This is a genomic window from Curtobacterium sp. PsM8 (genome assembly GCF_030433875.1).
Classification (GTDB): Bacteria; Actinomycetota; Actinomycetes; order Actinomycetales; family Microbacteriaceae; genus Curtobacterium.
Genome location: NZ_JARUXD010000079.1, coordinates 1 through 14,251, shown reverse-complemented (window position 1 = coordinate 14,251; position 14,251 = coordinate 1). Strand labels below are relative to the sequence as shown.

Below are 14,251 nucleotides of genomic sequence, written 5' to 3'. Positions count from 1 at the left end.
GCCGGGGGGTGCGCCGGGGGGGGGCCCGCGGGGGGGGGGGGGGCGGCCCCGGCCCCCCCCCCCCCTCCCGTCCGTCCATGCGTGGCCGCGTCACTCGACCCGTCTCACTGCGGAGAGCGTGGTCACGGCGACGCCCCCGGCCGAGATGACCGCGGCTGCGATCCACCCCCAGCTCGATGCCTGGAACAGAGAGTCCCCGACGACTGCCGCGAGTGCGACGATCGCCGCGGCTCCGTACGCCGATGCGCAGAGGCGAGTCGGCAGGACCGCTCGGAACCAACTACACCCCGGGCGGATGAGCCTGGGCGCTGCCACGACCGCCAGGACCATGACGACGAATCCCAGTCCCATCAACGGTCCGACGGCATCCTCCACGGCCGGAGCAGCAGTCGACGCTGCGATGACGGCGAACCCGCAGTGACTGATCATCTGGCCACCGCGTGTCCGAGGCGCGTAGCTCGTCGCGAGGTCGGCGGCGGACACCTCGACCGCCGTCACTGCCTGCAGGGTTCGATGACGGGCCAGACGGGGGCGCTCGTCGTGAACTTCCGGATGCCAGCGCACTTGCCCTGGTTCTTCGCCCTGTTCGCCGTGTCGATCATGATGCCGACGCCGATGGCACATGCCCACGCCACCGGTCCGCAGAGCGCAGCGACGATCGCGCCTGCGGCTGCTGATCCAGTTGCCATCTGGCGCGTCTGTGCCTTGCTCAGCAGTGCTGTGCAGTGCAGGACGTTGCAGGAGTACGTCGTGAAGGTCGTGATGGGTCCCGACGACCCATCGATCGTGATGGGCACCGTCGAGGTGCTGCGCTGAGAACCGTCCGCGAAGGACTCGACTCGCGAAGTGCCGCCGTGCGGGAGCGGGTGTTCAGTCACCGAAACCGGACTCGCGTCGGGCTGCTCGGAGTCGGTCGCCTGCCCGCTCTGGAGCTTCGCGATCAGCAGGTCCTGCTCAGTCCGGGGCACCCCGGCACGCTGCATCGCTGCCTTTACTCCTGCTGCGTCGCTCGCACTGATCCGAGGATCCGCTGCTTGTGCAGGACTTGCCACGAGGGCGCTCGCAATGAGCGTTGCAGCCGTCGCGGCGACCAGTGGCAAACGGGTGCGCTGCTGAAGGAACGGTTTCATCGTCATCTCCTGGTTCTCACGTCGATGGGAGGACCTAGATTCTGCCGGTGATGTTCCACATGCGCAAGAGGCCGTTGTCAGTCGCCGCGCTAGAACCGGGTCGTGCCCCGCAGCGCTCGTGGCCGCCCGTCCGGGTCGACGGCGAGCTTCGCGACCGGGGCCGCCCAGAGCCGCTGCAGCGCCGACACCGGCTCCGGCTCGTGCTGGCGGATGCGTCCCGGCGGGCGAGCACCGGGCTGGCCGTCCTCGTACCAGTGGTCGAGCGCGCGGGCGTGCGCGCGCCACCGGGCGAGGAGCTCGGCGCCGGTGCCGTCGAGTTGCGGGTCGTCTGGCGTCGTCGCCAGGTGCTCCGCCCAGAGCTCGTGCCGCAGGTCGCGAGCGAGGGAGCTGTCCGAGGTGTCGACGACCGCGCAGGTCAGCTCGCTGTCGGACGTCCACGAGCGGCGGTTGAAGTTGTCCGACCCGATCGTGAACCACTCGTCGTCGACGATGCACACCTTCGCGTGGATGTAGATCGGCCGGCCGGACTCGTGCTCCAGGTCGAACACCCCGACCCGGTCCGGGGCCGTCCGGCGGAGGGTCGTCAACGCGTCGATCTGCCCCAGACGGGCCGGCGGACCGCTGAACACCCCGTCGGAGTTCGGGTACCGCGGCACCAGGGCGATCACCCGGAGGTCGGGGTTCCGCTCCAGGGCTTCTGCGATGCCGGTCGCGACCTCGCGGGACCACAGGTACTGGTCCTCGATGCAGATCAGGGACCGCGCCGTCCGGAACGCCTTGCCGTAGGCCCGCGCGATGCTCCGCTCGCCCTCCGGCGCGAAGGGGAACGGCGGGTGCTTCACCCCGTAGGTGCGGAGGAGCTGGACGGCGTGCTCTCCCGCGACCGGCGGCGCGGGGCTCCGCTCCGGCAGGGGCTCCGGGTGGCGCGGCATCCGGACCAGGCGTTGCAGCAGCATCCGGTAGGGCAGGCTGCGGTCCAGCGGGTGCGGGTCGTCCCACCGCTCGGCGAACACGGCGAGGACGTCCGCGACGACCGGCCCGCGGAGCTCCATCGACGCGTCGTGCCACGCGGGGTGGTCGCCGTACCGGGAGTCCATCGAGATCGCCTGCGGGTCGCCCTCGTGCGCGGCGTCGTCACGTCGGCTGTGGCACAGGTCGATGCCGCCGACGTAGGCGACATCCCGCGACGGGTCGTCGCGGTGCTGGATGACGAAGAACTTCTGATGGTGCGAGCCGAAGAACCGGACGCGCTGGTCGAGCAGGACCTCGCCGCCGGCCTCGTTGATCTTCCGCCCGAGCAACTCGTTGGCCTTCGCGCTGAGGGACGCCGAGATCCGCTCGCCGTGGGAGCGCCAGATGAGGCCGCGGACCTCCACCCCGGCCCGTGCCCGGTCGGCCAGCAGGTCGCCGATCGTCGGCCCGTCGGGCGACAGCCGCTCGTCGGCGTCCCCCCGCCAGTCGGTGAACCAGACGCGGTCGCCGGGCTGCAGGGCCGACAGCTCGGCCTCGATGCGGGCGAAGTACGACGCCCCGTGCACCAGCGGTCGCACGAGGTTGCCCTCGGACCACGCGGGGCGGTCGTCACCACCGGCGTGCACCTCGGTCGCGGTGTTGCCGCGTTCGTCGCGGGTGAGGAACCAGTGACGCGCATCAGTGGGCACGGTCGCAGGATACGGGCAGCGCCTGCCCTGAGGACCGCTCGGCTCGCCGGGGCCTGTGGAGGTGTTCACGCTGACGGACGGGAGGCGCGTGGCGGGCCGGCACCGTGCCTCCCGTCCGGTGGCGGGGTTGCGTCGCCCCGCTCGCGGTTCCCGGAGGAACTGGGTCGTGCGTCGGACGCGAGGGACAGGATGGCGGTGCGAGAGGAGCACCCCTGATGAAGACCATCCGCTACGACAACACCGCGATCCTGACGAGCGACGACGTCGCCGACGCCGTCATCGAGTACGCGGCGGCGCTCTCCGGCGGCGACCGGGCCGACACCGTGGCCGTGCCCGCCGTCGCCGAGGACGGGACCATGACGACCACGAAGATCCTCATCGGGCCGACGAGCGAGGTCGTCGTCGAGGACGCCGAAGAGGACGCACTCGAGCTCGAGAACGACGAGTTCGTGGCCCGGCTCCGTGCCGCTGCCCGGACATTCGGACACGACACCGTCATCCACGCGGACACCCGGTCGGACCTGACCGAGGGCGACGACGAGACGGAGCCGCCGGCGGCGGAGTGACCCTGCCACGGCGGGCTGGACCAGCCCCGTCAGGCCGAGGCGGCTGCTGCCCGCAGGGTCTGCTCCGCGTCGTCGAGGTAGTCGGACAGCAGGGCCGACGCGCGGTCCTGCTCGCCGGAGCGGAGCGCAGCGACGATCGCCTCGTTCCGCTCGACGAACTCGCCGTGGAACGCGCCGGGGTCGTCGGTGGTGAGGAACGCGAGCCGCATCTCGGCGAGCAGGGCGTCCATCAGGCCGTGCAGCCGCGCGCTCGGGACGGCACGGACGAGCTCGGCGTGGAAGCGGATGTCCGCGGTGCCCACCGCCCGCCAGTCCTGCGCTGCGGCGGCGACACGGGCCTCGGCGACGGCGGCCGAGGCGGCGGCGAGGGCGGGGGAGTCCGGCGTGCAGGCGCGGATGCCGGCCTCCTCGAGCACCCGACGGGCGGCGTAGAGGTCGGTGACGTCCACCGCCGAGAGCCGTCGGACGAAGACGCCGCGGTTGAACACGTGCTCGACGAGCCGGTCGCGCGCGAGCAGCCGGAAGGCCTCGCGCAGGGTGTTCCGCGAGACGCCGAGCTGGTCGCTCAGGCGCTCCTCGGACAGCTGCGTCCCCGGCATGAACCCGCCGTCCGCGATCGAGGACCGCAGGCGTGCCGCGGTGGACTCTGCGCCGCTGACGGTTCGGGTCATGTGCCGATCCTGGCAGAGCCCGACAGCGCGGCCCCGTGTGACCGCCGTGTTACAGATCCGGGTGCCCTCTTGAGATTGTTGAACAATGCGGGCCAGACTGTCCCGCATGTTCGTCCTCATCGGCGTCGCCGTCGTGATCATCGGGTTCGCGTTGCGCGTCAACGCGCTGCTCGTCGTCACCGTCGCGGGCATCGTCACCGCGGCCATCGGCGGGATCGACCCCGTCGGCATCCTCACCGCGTTCGGCAGCGGCTTCGCGTCCAGCCGCAGCGTCACGACCTTCGCGCTCGTGCTGCCGGTCATCGGGCTCATCGAGCGCTACGGCCTGCAGGACCAGGCGAAGCGCCTCATCGCGAAGCTCGACCGGCTCACGACGGGCCGGATCCTCGCCGGGTACCTGGTGGTGCGGCAGGTCACCGCGGCCGTCGGTCTCACCAGCATCGGCGGTCCCGCGCAGACGGTCCGTCCGCTCGTGCACCCGATGGCCGAGGGCGCTGCGACGAAGAAGTACGGCCGGATCGACGAGCGGATGCGCGAGAAGATCAAGGGCTTCTCGGCCTCGTCCGACACCGTCGGGGTGTTCTTCGGCGAGGACGTCTTCGTCGCCGTCGGGTCCATCCTGCTCATCACGTCCTTCGTGGACGAGGCCTACAAGCTGACGCTCGAACCGATCGACCTGGCGCTGTGGGCGATCCCCACCGGCATCGCCGCCCTGCTCGTGCACGGCACCCGACTGCTGCTCCTCGACCGCAAGCTCGACAAGATGGCGGCCGACGTCCGCCAGACCGAGGGGGTCGCAGCGTGATCACCAGCGAATGGCTCTACTGGCTCATCGGCGCGTTCTTCATCGCCGTCTCCGTGTTCATCCTCACCGACCGCACCCACGCCAAGCGCGTCGGCAACGCGGCGTTCTGGGGCATCCTCGGACTCTCCTTCTTCGCCGGCACCTTCGTCGTGGCCGGCGTCCTCCCCGCCTGGGCACTCGGGATTGCCGTCCTGGTGATGGTGGCGCTCGCCGGGCTCGGCTTCACGGGCACCACGAGCCGCACCCGTGTCGCCAGTGTCCCGGGCGCCGGCGTCGGATCGGCGACCGGTCCGGCCGAGCCGACTGCGGTGACGACCCGGCCGAGCTCCAGCACGAGCGTCCTCGCGACGACCAGCCCCGACGAGCGCGCCGGCTTCGCGAAGCGGTTCGGCAACCGGCTGTTCATCCCGGCGCTCGTCATCCCCGTCGTCGCGGTGCTCGTCGCGACCCTCGGTCCGCTCGTCCGGATCGGTGGGGAGCCGCTGCTCGCCGAGGGCAGCGCGACCCTCACCGGACTCGGCATCGGCTCGGTGCTCGCGGTCGTCGTCGCGGTGCTCGTGCTCCGCCCGCCGCGTCTCGACACACCGGTCCGCGAGGGCGCCCGCCTGCTGCAAGCGATCGGCTGGGCAGCGCTCCTGCCGCAGATGCTCTCCACGCTCGGCATCGTCTTCACCCAGGCCGGGGTCGGCGACGCCGTCGGCACGATCATCAAGGCCGTGCTGCCGGACGGCTCGCTGCTCGCCGCGGTCGTCGTCTACTGCCTCGGCATGGCGCTGTTCACGGTGATCATGGGCAACGCGTTCGCCGCGTTCCCGATCATGACCGCGGCGATCGGCTGGCCGGTGCTCGTGCAGGGCTTCGACGGCAACCCGGCCGCGATCTTCGCGATAGGCATGCTCGCCGGCTTCTGCGGCACCCTGGTCACCCCGATGGCCGCGAACTTCAACCTCGTGCCCGCCGCCCTGCTCGAGATGCGGGACAAGTACGGGCCGATCAAGGCGCAGCTCCCGACCGCCGGGATCCTGCTCGTCGTCAACATGGGAGTGATGTACCTTGTCGCATTCTGAGCCCACCCCCGTCGGGTCGCCGTCCGCGCCGGACCTCGGTCGAGCTGCCTGGGCGCCGGGCTTCGCGGCCGTCGCGCTGGACAACGTCACGCGCGAGTACCCGTACGCCGCGCACCACACCACCTCGGGTCCCGACGACCGGGCACTGCCGGTCGAGCTGCACCCTGCCTTCGCCACGTCTTACGACTGGCACTCGTCGGTGCACATGCACTGGCTCGCCACCCGCCTGCTGGCGTTCGGGGTGTCGGCCGACCTGGAGGCACGGATCACCTCGGTCCTGCAGGCCCACCTGTCGACGGAGCACCTGGCCACCGAGGCGGCGTACCTCCGCGAGACCCCGCACTACGAGCGCCCGTACGGCTGGGCGTGGCTGATGCGTCTCGCCGCCGAGGTGTCCGCGTCCGAGGTCCCGGCGATCCGCGCACTCGCACCGGGCTTCACCCCGGTCGTCGACGTGCTCGAGGACCTCGTCACCCGCTGGGTCGACGGCGCCGCGCACCCGGTCCGGCACGGGGTGCACTCGAACTCGGCGTTCGGACTGCTGCTCGTGCTCGAGGGGGCCCGGTCGCTCGGGCGGTCCGACCTCGTCGCCACGGTCGGACGGGCTGCGCGGGAGTGGTTCGGCGACGACGCCGGATGGCCCTTCGCGTGGGAGCGCAGCGGGCACGACTTCCTGTCCGCCGGGCTCGCCGAGGCCGACCTGATGCGCGCCGTGCTGCCCGCGGCCGAGTTCGGACCCTGGGCGCGGGCGTTCTTCGCCGAGGTCTCGGCGGGGGACGCGATCCTCACCCCGACGACCGTCCGCGACGAGAACGACCCGCAGCAGGTGCACCTCTTCGGGCTCGACCTGTCGCGGGCCGGCTCCGCGCGGCGCATCGCGGACGCCCTGCGTGCGGCTGACTCCGAGGACACCGCGCTGGCGGACCTGCTCGACGGCGCGGCCGACCGGCTGCTCGCCTCGGGGCTCGCGGCGAGCGTCGGCGAGGAGTACTACTCCACCCACTGGCTGGCGAGCTTCGCCTGGGACGCCATGGAGGCGCGCGAGCACGCCGCCCGCTGACCTTCCGCGGGGGCTAGGGCAGGGAGATCGTGCGGCCGAAGGTCTTCGTGACGGGCGGGGCGGCGAGGACGGCGCCGAGCGCTTCCGCGGCACCGTCGGGGGTGGCGCGCCAGGCGACGTAGGCGTCGTGGTCCTCGGCGGTGGTCCAGCGCTCGAGCACGACCATGCGCGTCGGGTCCTCGTCGTCGACCAGGACCTCGAGCGACTCGTTGCCCTGCCGGGCTGCGGTCTGGGCCAGGGTCTCGCGGATCGCGGCCTCGACCGTGTCGGCTGCGACGTCGTCACGGATCTGGACCTCGAGGAAGACGGTCATCGTCATGGTGTGCAACTTTCGTCGTCTGACCCCGTCCGCTGACGGTGCCCGGTGACGCCAACCACGGGCGAGGGGTCGTTGTTCCGGCTCAGTGTCCAGCGGCCAGCGTTCAGCGGGCGATGCGGAGGCGCAGCGTGTCACCCGGGCGCAGCTGGGCGGCACGGTCGACCGACTCCGGCGTCAGGACGGCCACGACCGGGTAGCCGCCGGTGACCGGGTGGTCCGCCAGGAACAGCACCGGGAACCCGGCCGGCGGCACCTGCAGCGACCCGGTCTCGACGCCCTCGCTGGGGAGCTCGTGGGTGACCGCTCGGACCAGCGGAGCGGCCGCGGTGGTCCGGACCCCGACCCGGTCGCTGTCCGGGCTGACGTGGAACTCCTGGCCGGTCAGGGTCGTCCGCCAGTCCGGGGTGAACCAGTCGTCACGGGGGCCGGGCACCACGTCGAGCACCACCGGGTCCCCGGGCCACGGCAGGAGCGGTGGTGGCACGGCATCGACGACCGGCCAGGCCCCGACCCCGACCTCAGCGCCGGCGCCGTGGCCGGGCCCGGCGCCGATCGGCAGCACGTCCCCGACGGTCAGCGGCGCGGGACCGAGCTGCGCGAGCGAGTCCCACGACCGACTGCCGAGCACCGGGTCGACGCCGATGCCCCCGCGGACGGCGACGTAGGCACGCAGCCGCTCCTCGGCCAGCCCGACGCGGAGGGTGTCGCCCGGCTCGAGCAGCAGCACCTCGTAGGCGGCGGCCCCGTGCACCCGGCCGTCCGCCCGTTCGATCGACACCGGGCACGGCGCACCGGTGACGGCGGCGACCGCGTACGCGTCGGTGCGGAGCGTGACGGAGCCGAGGAGGGCCTCCAGGACGGCCGCGTCCGGACGGTTGCCGACCATGCGGTTCGCCAGTGCCGCCGAGCCCCGGTCGGCAGCTCCCGCGGCACCGAGTCCCATGTCGCTGAGGCCGGGCCGGCCGAGGTCCTGCGTCGTCACGCCGTACCCGACCTGCACGACGGTCAGGGTGCTCACGAGCGGGCCCCGGCATCGACGAAGCGCAGGCGCACGCCGGCCGGGGCGAGGGCCGGCGGCGTGCGGTCGAGCGACCACATCGGCACCTCGGTCCGGCCGATGAGCTGCCAGCCGCCGGGGGAGGTCCGCGGGTAGACGGCGCTGAACTCGCCGGCCAGGGCGACGGCGCCGCTCGGGACCGCGGTGCGCGCGGTGTCGCGGCGGGGCAGGTCGAGCGACGGCGCCGTGCCGGTCAGGTAGCTGAAGCCGGGGGCGAAGCCGCAGAACGCGCTCGTCCACACCTGGCCGGTGTGCCAGGCGACGAGGTCCTCGCGGGACATGCCGGTGAGGTCGCCGACGGCGTCGAGGTCCGCGCCGTCGTAGGTGACCGGGACGACGACGGGTTCCCGCTCGTGACGGTCGTCGGCCGGACAGGAGGGTCGGACCTCGGTCAGCAGCGAGCGGACCCGTCCGGCGTCGGTCACGGCCGGGTCGAACCGGAACAGCAGCGTCCGAGCGCCGGAGACGACCTCGGTCACCCCTGCCGGAGCGGCGTCTGCCAGTCCGGGTTCCGCCAGTCCGGCGCGGAACGCCACGACCTCGGCCAGGGAGTCGAACGTCGCCAGCACTGCCGAGGCACCGGCGGAGCGGAGGTCGGGGCTCATGCCGACGACGACGACGTCGACGACGCCGGTGCGAACGCCGTGATGCCGATGCCCTGCTCGGTCAGCAGCGCACGGATCGCCCGGGCCATCGCGACCGCGTCGGGGGAGTCGCCGTGTACGCAGACCGAGTCGGCGCGCACGCTGATGTCGGTGCCGTCGACCGCGGTGGCGACGCCCTCGGTCACCATCCGGAGCACCCGGGCCGCGACCTCGTCCGGGTCGTGCAGCACCGAGCCCGGACGGCTGCGCGACACCAGGGAGCCGTCGGGCTCGTACGCGCGATCGGCGAACGACTCGCTCACGGCTCGGAGACCGTGCCGCTCCGCCGCGAGGAGCAGCTCCGACCCGGGCAGCGCCAGGACCGCCAGCGACGGGTCGACGTCCGCCACCGCACGGACGACGGCCTCCGCCGGCACCGGGTCGGCGCAGGCCGTGTTGTAGAGGGCGCCGTGCGGCTTGACGTAGGTGACCCGGGTGCCGGCGACGTGTGCGGCGGCGGCCAGGGCACCGATCTGGTGGACGACGTCGGCGTACAGCTCGTCCGGGGTCACGTGCACCGGTCGGCGGCCGAAGCCGGCGAGGTCCCGGTAGGCGACGTGCGCCCCGATCGCGACACCCCGCTCGGCCGCGGCCCGACAGGTGTCGAGCATGATCGTCGGGTCGCCGGCGTGGGCCCCGCACGCGATGTTCGCGCTGGACACCAGGTCGAGCACGGCGCGGTCGTCGCCCGCGGTCCAGGCGCCGAAGCCCTCGCCGAGGTCGCTGTTCAGGTCGATCGTGGGCATGCGGACCTCCTGTCGGGATTGTTCAACAACCTAGCGCGCGCCGCCGACCGTGTCACCGTCCGGGGCCCGTTCGGCCGTAGGGTCGGGAGATGGACGAGCTGACGATCCGGACCACGACCGAGGCCGACTGGCGGCGGGTCCGTGCCCTCCGCCTGGCGATGCTCGACGACACCCCCATCGCCTACGGCGAGCACCGCGCGGACGCCGAGCGGTACGACGAGGACGAGTGGCGCTCGCGCGGTCGTCGTGGCCAGACCCTGGGCAGCACCTCGCTCGTCGCGATCGACGCCGCGGGCGAGTGGGTCGGGATGATGAACGGCTACGTGCCCGACGCGGCGACCGGCCCGCTGCTGGTCGGCGTGTACGTCGCGCCCGGGCACCGCGGTCGGGGTGCGGGCGTGGCCGACGCGCTCCTGGGTGCGGTGGAACGCTGGGCGGCCGGACACGGGACGACCCTGCGGCTGCACGTGCACGAGGACAACGCTCGCGCCCTGGCCTTCTACGAGCGCCGCGGGTTCGTCCGCACCGGTCACACCGAGCCCTACGCGCTCGACCCGACGCGGTCCGAGATCGAGATGGTCGAGCAGCTCGACGGGGCGACGCCGGCCTGAGCGCCGGAGCCGGCCGCCTGCGGGACGGGAGGCCCGTGGCCAGGCAGCCACGCGCCTCCCGTCCGGCGAGCCAGCGCGTCGAACCGACTAGAGCGCGTCGACGAACATCTGCGTCGCGAGCGGCACGTTCGTGGTGTTCGACGCCGGGTCCCACCCGACCAGCGCGACGACGTCGCCGCCGACCCGCGCGGTGAGCCCGACGAGCGTGAACGCGTTCCCACCGACCGTGCCGCGCACCCGCCAGCCGAGCGCGTCATCCGTACCGGTGAGGGTCGGCTTCGTCGTCTCGACCGTGGTCTCGACCGGCGTGCCCTGCATCGAGAACAGCGCCGTGCCGTCAGCGCACCGGCTCAGCGCGTCACGGGCGTCCCCGACCAGGTCCGTCGCCGCAGCGGTGTCACCGGTGCTGGCGACCACGGCGGTCATCGACCGGTCGTTGCTCGTACCGAACACCACGGTGCCGGCGTCGTCGGACTTCTCCCAGCCGACACCGAACGGGGCGAGGCACCTGGCGTCGGACACCGTCAGCCCCGGGTAGACGGAGTCGAGCATCGCGTCCGTCGAGCTGAACTCGGCGGGCTTGAACTGGATGCGCTGGAAGACGCTCGTCAGCTCGGCGTCGGTGTGCGCCGCGGCGGCGCTGGTGCCCGACGGTGCGGACGCGGTGGGCGTCGCGCTCGCGGCGGGGGCGCTCGTGACGGGTGCCGACGTCCGCGTCCCCGCGTCGCTGACGGATTCGTCCCCGCCGGAGCAGCCCGCCAGGCTCAGTGCCAGGACGACCGCGGCCGCGGCGACGGACATGGTGGTGGTGCGCATCGTGTTCCCCCTCGTGTTGACGGCCCCCTCGGCCGTCCGCGTCGACGCTACCCGGCGACCGAGTCGGACGGCAGTGTGCGCACCTCGGCCCCGATCCCGGCCGCGCATCTGGTATCGTTATGTTTTCAGAACCAAGGGGGCTGCCCGTCGCGTGAGGTCGACGGACGGCTCGTGTACCGCTCGAGTCGGTGCCACCCCCGCGTCCTTCGGTTCGCACCCCTCGTGCCCCTCGCCGCACGGCCCAGCCGTCGGAGCACGATCCGTGTCGTCCGAAGGAGCTCCCCGTGGCCACAACCATGCCCGGATCCCGCCGCACCCTGCGCGGCAACCCGATCGCCACCCTCGTCGCCGTGTGCTTCGGCCTGTTCATGGTCGGCCTCGACGCCACCGTGGTCTCGATCGCGAACCCCGCGATCGCCGCCGACCTCGGCACGACCTTCACGCAGCTGCAGTGGATCACCAACGCGTACCTGCTGGCGCTGGCCGTCTTCCTGATCCTCGGCGGCAAGCTCGGGGACCGCTTCGGCCGACGACGGATGTACCTGATCGGGGTCGTGGCGTTCGCGCTGTCCTCGGTCGCCATCGGCCTGGTCGGCACCGCGACCGGCGTGATCGTGTTCCGCGCCGTGCAGGGCCTCAGCGCCGCACTGCTCATGCCGCAGACCCTGGCGCTGCTCCGTGCGACCTTCCCGAAGGAGAAGTTCGGTGTCGCCGTCGGGGTCTGGGGTGGTGCGTCCTCGGTCGCGATCGCCGCCGGACCGATCGTCGCCGGCGTCCTCGTCGCGTCGCTCGGCTGGGAGTCCGTGTTCTTCGTGAACGCCCCGATCGCCGTCATCGGCCTGGTCTTCGGTGGACTGGTCCTGGCTGAGTCCACCGCCCCGCACCGCGGACGCTTCGACGTCCCCGGCGTGGTGCTGCTCGCCCTCGGCCTGTTCGGCATCGTGCTCGCCGTCGTGCAGTCCGAGTCGTGGGGCTGGACGAGCCCGCTGACCCTCGGCGTCCTGCTCGCCGGTGTCGTGCTGCTCGTGGTGTTCGTCCTCGTCGAACTGCGCGTCACCGACCCGCTGCTGCCGATGTCGCTCTTCCGGTCGTCGTCGCTGTCGATCGGTGGGCTGGCCGTCGGGGCGAACTTCTTCGCGATGCTCGGCGTGACGTTCTTCCTCTCCCTCTACATGCTCAACCTCCGTGGGGTCACGGGGCTGCAGGCGGGGCTCATGCAGCTGCCGCTGAGCGGTGTCTCGATCATCGCGTCGCCGATCGGTGCCGCCCTGGTCGCCAGGCTCGGCATCCGCCGCACCCTGACCATCGGCCTGCTCATGGTCGGCGTCGCCCTGTTCCTGCTCACCGGCACCACCCAGGACTCGCCCTACATCGGCATGGCCATCCCGTTCGTCGTCTTCGCCCTCGGCGCGGGCTTCACGATGACCGCCGGTGCGGAGGCCGTCGTCGGCGGCGCACCGGTGCAGCTCGCAGGCGTCGCCGGTGGGTTCCAGGCCACGGCCCTGCAGCTCGGCGGCGCGCTCGGCACGTCGGTGCTGTCCGCGGTCGTCAGCGCCGGGGTGCTCTCCGGCACGGCGGGCCTCGGGCTCGCCACGGCTGCGCGGCAGGGCCTGGTGCAGGGCATCGTGCCGGAGGGGCTCGGTGCAGCGGCGTCGGCTGCCGCCCGGGACGCCTTCCTCGGCGGCCTGCACACCGCGTTCGTCGTGGCCGGGGTGGTCGCGGTCGTCGTCGCCGTCCTCGCCGCCGTCTTCGTCCGCACCCGGACCACGCACGCGCCGGCCGAGGTGCTCGAGGAGACCGTCGAGGCGTCGGCAGGGCACGCCTGACCGGACCGCCGGTCGCGGTGATGAGCGGCTGACGGACGGGAGGCACGTGGCGGACCCGCCACGGGCCTCCCGTCCGTCTCCGGTGCGGTCCGACCGCTCGCTCCGACCACCCGGTCCTGGCCGCTCGCTCCGGCCACCCGTCCTGGCCGCTCGACGCGGTCCGCCCGGACGGGGGCTGGCGGCCGAGCCGCGCGCGGGTGAGCCTTGACCCTCCGTGCGGAGCGACCGCACCCGATGGAGGAACCGTGCCGCACGACGACCAGCAGCAGACCGACCACCCGGACGACGGGGCCGTCGGGATCGACCGTCGTCGCCTGCTGACACTCGGACTCGGCGCCGCGGCTGCCCTCGGAGCAGCCGGCGTGGCGGGCCTCCGTCCCGAGGCGGCACACGCGGCGTCCGGCCCCACGCTCCTGGCGGCCGACGAGTTCGACGGCCCGGCCGGCAGCGCCCCGAACCCCGACGTCTGGCGGTACGAGCTGGGTGGTGGCGGTTGGGGCAACGGTGAGCTCGAGGTCTACACGGACTCGCGGCGGAACTCGGCCCTCGACGGCGACGGGAACCTCGTCATCACCGCGCGGCGCGAAGCCGACGGGTCGTACACGTCGGCGCGGCTCACCTCGCAGGGCACCTACTCCGCCCAGTACGGCCGGATCGAGGCCCGCATCCGGATCCCGCGCGGACAGGGGATCTGGCCGGCCTTCTGGATGCTCGGCGCCGACCTGCCGCAGGTCGGGTGGCCGGCGTGCGGCGAGATCGACGTGATGGAGAACATCGGCCGTGAGCCCGCCGCCGTGCACGGCACCGTCCACGGCCCCGGGTACTCGGGCGCGGAGGGCATCAGCGGGACCGCGACCCTGCCGAGCGGTGCCTTCGCCGACGACTTCCACGTCTACGGGGTGGACTGGCGTCCGGGGTCGATCAGCTGGACGGTCGACGGTGCGACTTACCGGACCGTCACGCCGGCCGACCTGGGCGGCGACCGGTGGGTGTTCGACAAGCCGTTCTTCGTGGTCCTGAACGTGGCGGTCGGCGGGGGATGGCCGGGGTCCCCGGACTCGTCGACGCAGTTCCCCCAGCAGATGACCGTGGACTGGCTGCGGGTCTGGCAGAACGCCTGACCCTTGCAGAACGCCTGACCCCGGAACGGATGTGGGGCCCCCCGGGGGCCGCCCCGGGGGCCCCCCCCGGCGCCGGGGGGGCGCCCCCCCCCCCCCGGGGGGGGGGGGGGGGGGGGGGCGGGGGGGGGGGGGTGGGGGGGGGGGCGGCCCG

Annotated in this window: 16 protein-coding genes; 8 read left to right on the top strand and 8 right to left on the bottom strand. The window is 73.0% G+C overall.

What is annotated here, in order from left to right:
- Positions 1-90: 90 nt before the first annotated feature.
- Entirely contained in the window at positions 91-498 is a 408-nt protein-coding gene (locus tag QCD68_RS14960; protein WP_301223591.1) for a hypothetical protein, read from the bottom strand.
- 15 nt (positions 499-513) lie between these two features.
- Between QCD68_RS14960 and QCD68_RS14955 the strand changes: the two genes are divergently transcribed.
- Entirely contained in the window at positions 514-816 is a 303-nt protein-coding gene (locus tag QCD68_RS14955; RefSeq protein WP_301223590.1) for a hypothetical protein, read from the top strand.
- A 403-nt stretch (positions 817-1,219) separates the two neighbouring features.
- On the opposite strand, the gene QCD68_RS14950 is transcribed toward QCD68_RS14955, so the two are convergent.
- Positions 1,220-2,791, bottom strand: a complete 1,572-nt coding sequence (locus QCD68_RS14950; protein WP_301223589.1) for a phospholipase D family protein — start codon at positions 2,789-2,791, stop codon at positions 1,220-1,222.
- Between the two features lie 215 nt (positions 2,792-3,006).
- On the opposite strand from QCD68_RS14950, the gene QCD68_RS14945 reads away from it, so the two are divergent.
- Positions 3,007-3,357, top strand: a complete 351-nt coding sequence (locus QCD68_RS14945; RefSeq protein ID WP_301223588.1) for a hypothetical protein — start codon at positions 3,007-3,009, stop codon at positions 3,355-3,357.
- A 29-nt stretch (positions 3,358-3,386) separates the two neighbouring features.
- Here the strand turns inward: QCD68_RS14945 and QCD68_RS14940 are convergent, their stop codons facing one another.
- Positions 3,387-4,028 carry a GntR family transcriptional regulator gene (locus tag QCD68_RS14940; protein ID WP_301223587.1) on the bottom strand — a complete coding sequence of 214 codons (642 nt, stop codon included), beginning with the start codon at positions 4,026-4,028 and terminating at the stop codon, positions 3,387-3,389.
- A gap of 106 nt (positions 4,029-4,134) precedes the next feature.
- On the opposite strand from QCD68_RS14940, the gene QCD68_RS14935 reads away from it, so the two are divergent.
- From QCD68_RS14935 to QCD68_RS14925, 3 genes are read left to right on the top strand one after another with little or no spacing between them, the layout of a single operon-like run.
- Positions 4,135-4,833, top strand: coding sequence for a DUF969 domain-containing protein (locus tag QCD68_RS14935; protein ID WP_221849117.1), 699 nt, complete (start codon positions 4,135-4,137; stop codon positions 4,831-4,833).
- Entirely contained in the window at positions 4,830-5,900 is a 1,071-nt protein-coding gene (locus QCD68_RS14930; protein ID WP_301223586.1) for a DUF979 domain-containing protein, read from the top strand. The genes QCD68_RS14935 and QCD68_RS14930 overlap by 4 nt, the downstream gene beginning before the upstream one ends.
- Positions 5,887-6,960 (top strand): DUF2891 family protein, encoded by a 1,074-nt coding sequence (locus tag QCD68_RS14925; protein ID WP_301223585.1) that lies wholly within the window; start codon positions 5,887-5,889, stop codon positions 6,958-6,960. The genes QCD68_RS14930 and QCD68_RS14925 overlap by 14 nt, the downstream gene beginning before the upstream one ends.
- Before the next feature lie 13 nt (positions 6,961-6,973).
- Here QCD68_RS14925 and QCD68_RS14920 read toward each other — a convergent pair whose 3' ends face one another.
- The 4 genes from QCD68_RS14920 to QCD68_RS14905 form a co-directional block, all read right to left on the bottom strand.
- On the bottom strand, positions 6,974-7,279 hold the full coding sequence (locus QCD68_RS14920) for a putative quinol monooxygenase (RefSeq protein ID WP_301223584.1): 306 nt from the start codon (positions 7,277-7,279) through the stop codon (positions 6,974-6,976).
- A gap of 103 nt (positions 7,280-7,382) precedes the next feature.
- Complete coding sequence (locus QCD68_RS14915) at positions 7,383-8,297, bottom strand: biotin-dependent carboxyltransferase family protein (protein WP_301223583.1); 915 nt, start codon at positions 8,295-8,297, stop codon at positions 7,383-7,385.
- Entirely contained in the window at positions 8,294-8,941 is a 648-nt protein-coding gene (locus tag QCD68_RS14910; protein ID WP_301223582.1) for a 5-oxoprolinase subunit B family protein, read from the bottom strand. The genes QCD68_RS14915 and QCD68_RS14910 overlap by 4 nt, the downstream gene beginning before the upstream one ends.
- Positions 8,938-9,726 (bottom strand): LamB/YcsF family protein, encoded by a 789-nt coding sequence (locus tag QCD68_RS14905; RefSeq protein WP_301223581.1) that lies wholly within the window; start codon positions 9,724-9,726, stop codon positions 8,938-8,940. Before QCD68_RS14905 ends, QCD68_RS14910 begins: the two co-directional genes overlap by 4 nt.
- Before the next feature lie 89 nt (positions 9,727-9,815).
- Between QCD68_RS14905 and QCD68_RS14900 the strand changes: the two genes are divergently transcribed.
- Entirely contained in the window at positions 9,816-10,337 is a 522-nt protein-coding gene (locus tag QCD68_RS14900; protein WP_301223580.1) for a GNAT family N-acetyltransferase, read from the top strand.
- Between the two features lie 87 nt (positions 10,338-10,424).
- Here QCD68_RS14900 and QCD68_RS14895 read toward each other — a convergent pair whose 3' ends face one another.
- Positions 10,425-11,153: a hypothetical protein gene (locus QCD68_RS14895; RefSeq protein WP_301223579.1), complete on the bottom strand. Its 729-nt coding sequence runs from the start codon at positions 11,151-11,153 to the stop codon at positions 10,425-10,427.
- Positions 11,154-11,437: 284 nt separating this feature from the next.
- On the opposite strand from QCD68_RS14895, the gene QCD68_RS14890 reads away from it, so the two are divergent.
- Positions 11,438-12,979 carry an MFS transporter gene (locus tag QCD68_RS14890; RefSeq protein WP_301223578.1) on the top strand — a complete coding sequence of 514 codons (1,542 nt, stop codon included), beginning with the start codon at positions 11,438-11,440 and terminating at the stop codon, positions 12,977-12,979.
- Positions 12,980-13,224: 245 nt separating this feature from the next.
- Entirely contained in the window at positions 13,225-14,100 is an 876-nt protein-coding gene (locus QCD68_RS14885; protein ID WP_301223577.1) for a glycoside hydrolase family 16 protein, read from the top strand.
- Positions 14,101-14,251: the final 151 nt, after the last annotated feature.

Coding starts and splice junctions, on each gene's coding strand:
- QCD68_RS14945 (WP_301223588.1), top strand. CDS start 3,007: ATGAAGACCATCCGCTACGACAACACCGCGATCCTGACGAGCGACGAC.
- QCD68_RS14940 (WP_301223587.1), bottom strand. CDS start 4,028: ATGACCCGAACCGTCAGCGGCGCAGAGTCCACCGCGGCACGCCTGCGG.
- QCD68_RS14955 (WP_301223590.1), top strand. CDS start 514: ATGACGGGCCAGACGGGGGCGCTCGTCGTGAACTTCCGGATGCCAGCG.
- QCD68_RS14910 (WP_301223582.1), bottom strand. CDS start 8,941: ATGAGCCCCGACCTCCGCTCCGCCGGTGCCTCGGCAGTGCTGGCGACG.
- QCD68_RS14900 (WP_301223580.1), top strand. CDS start 9,816: ATGGACGAGCTGACGATCCGGACCACGACCGAGGCCGACTGGCGGCGG.
- QCD68_RS14935 (WP_221849117.1), top strand. CDS start 4,135: ATGTTCGTCCTCATCGGCGTCGCCGTCGTGATCATCGGGTTCGCGTTG.
- QCD68_RS14920 (WP_301223584.1), bottom strand. CDS start 7,279: ATGACGATGACCGTCTTCCTCGAGGTCCAGATCCGTGACGACGTCGCA.
- QCD68_RS14905 (WP_301223581.1), bottom strand. CDS start 9,726: ATGCCCACGATCGACCTGAACAGCGACCTCGGCGAGGGCTTCGGCGCC.
- QCD68_RS14895 (WP_301223579.1), bottom strand. CDS start 11,153: ATGCGCACCACCACCATGTCCGTCGCCGCGGCCGCGGTCGTCCTGGCA.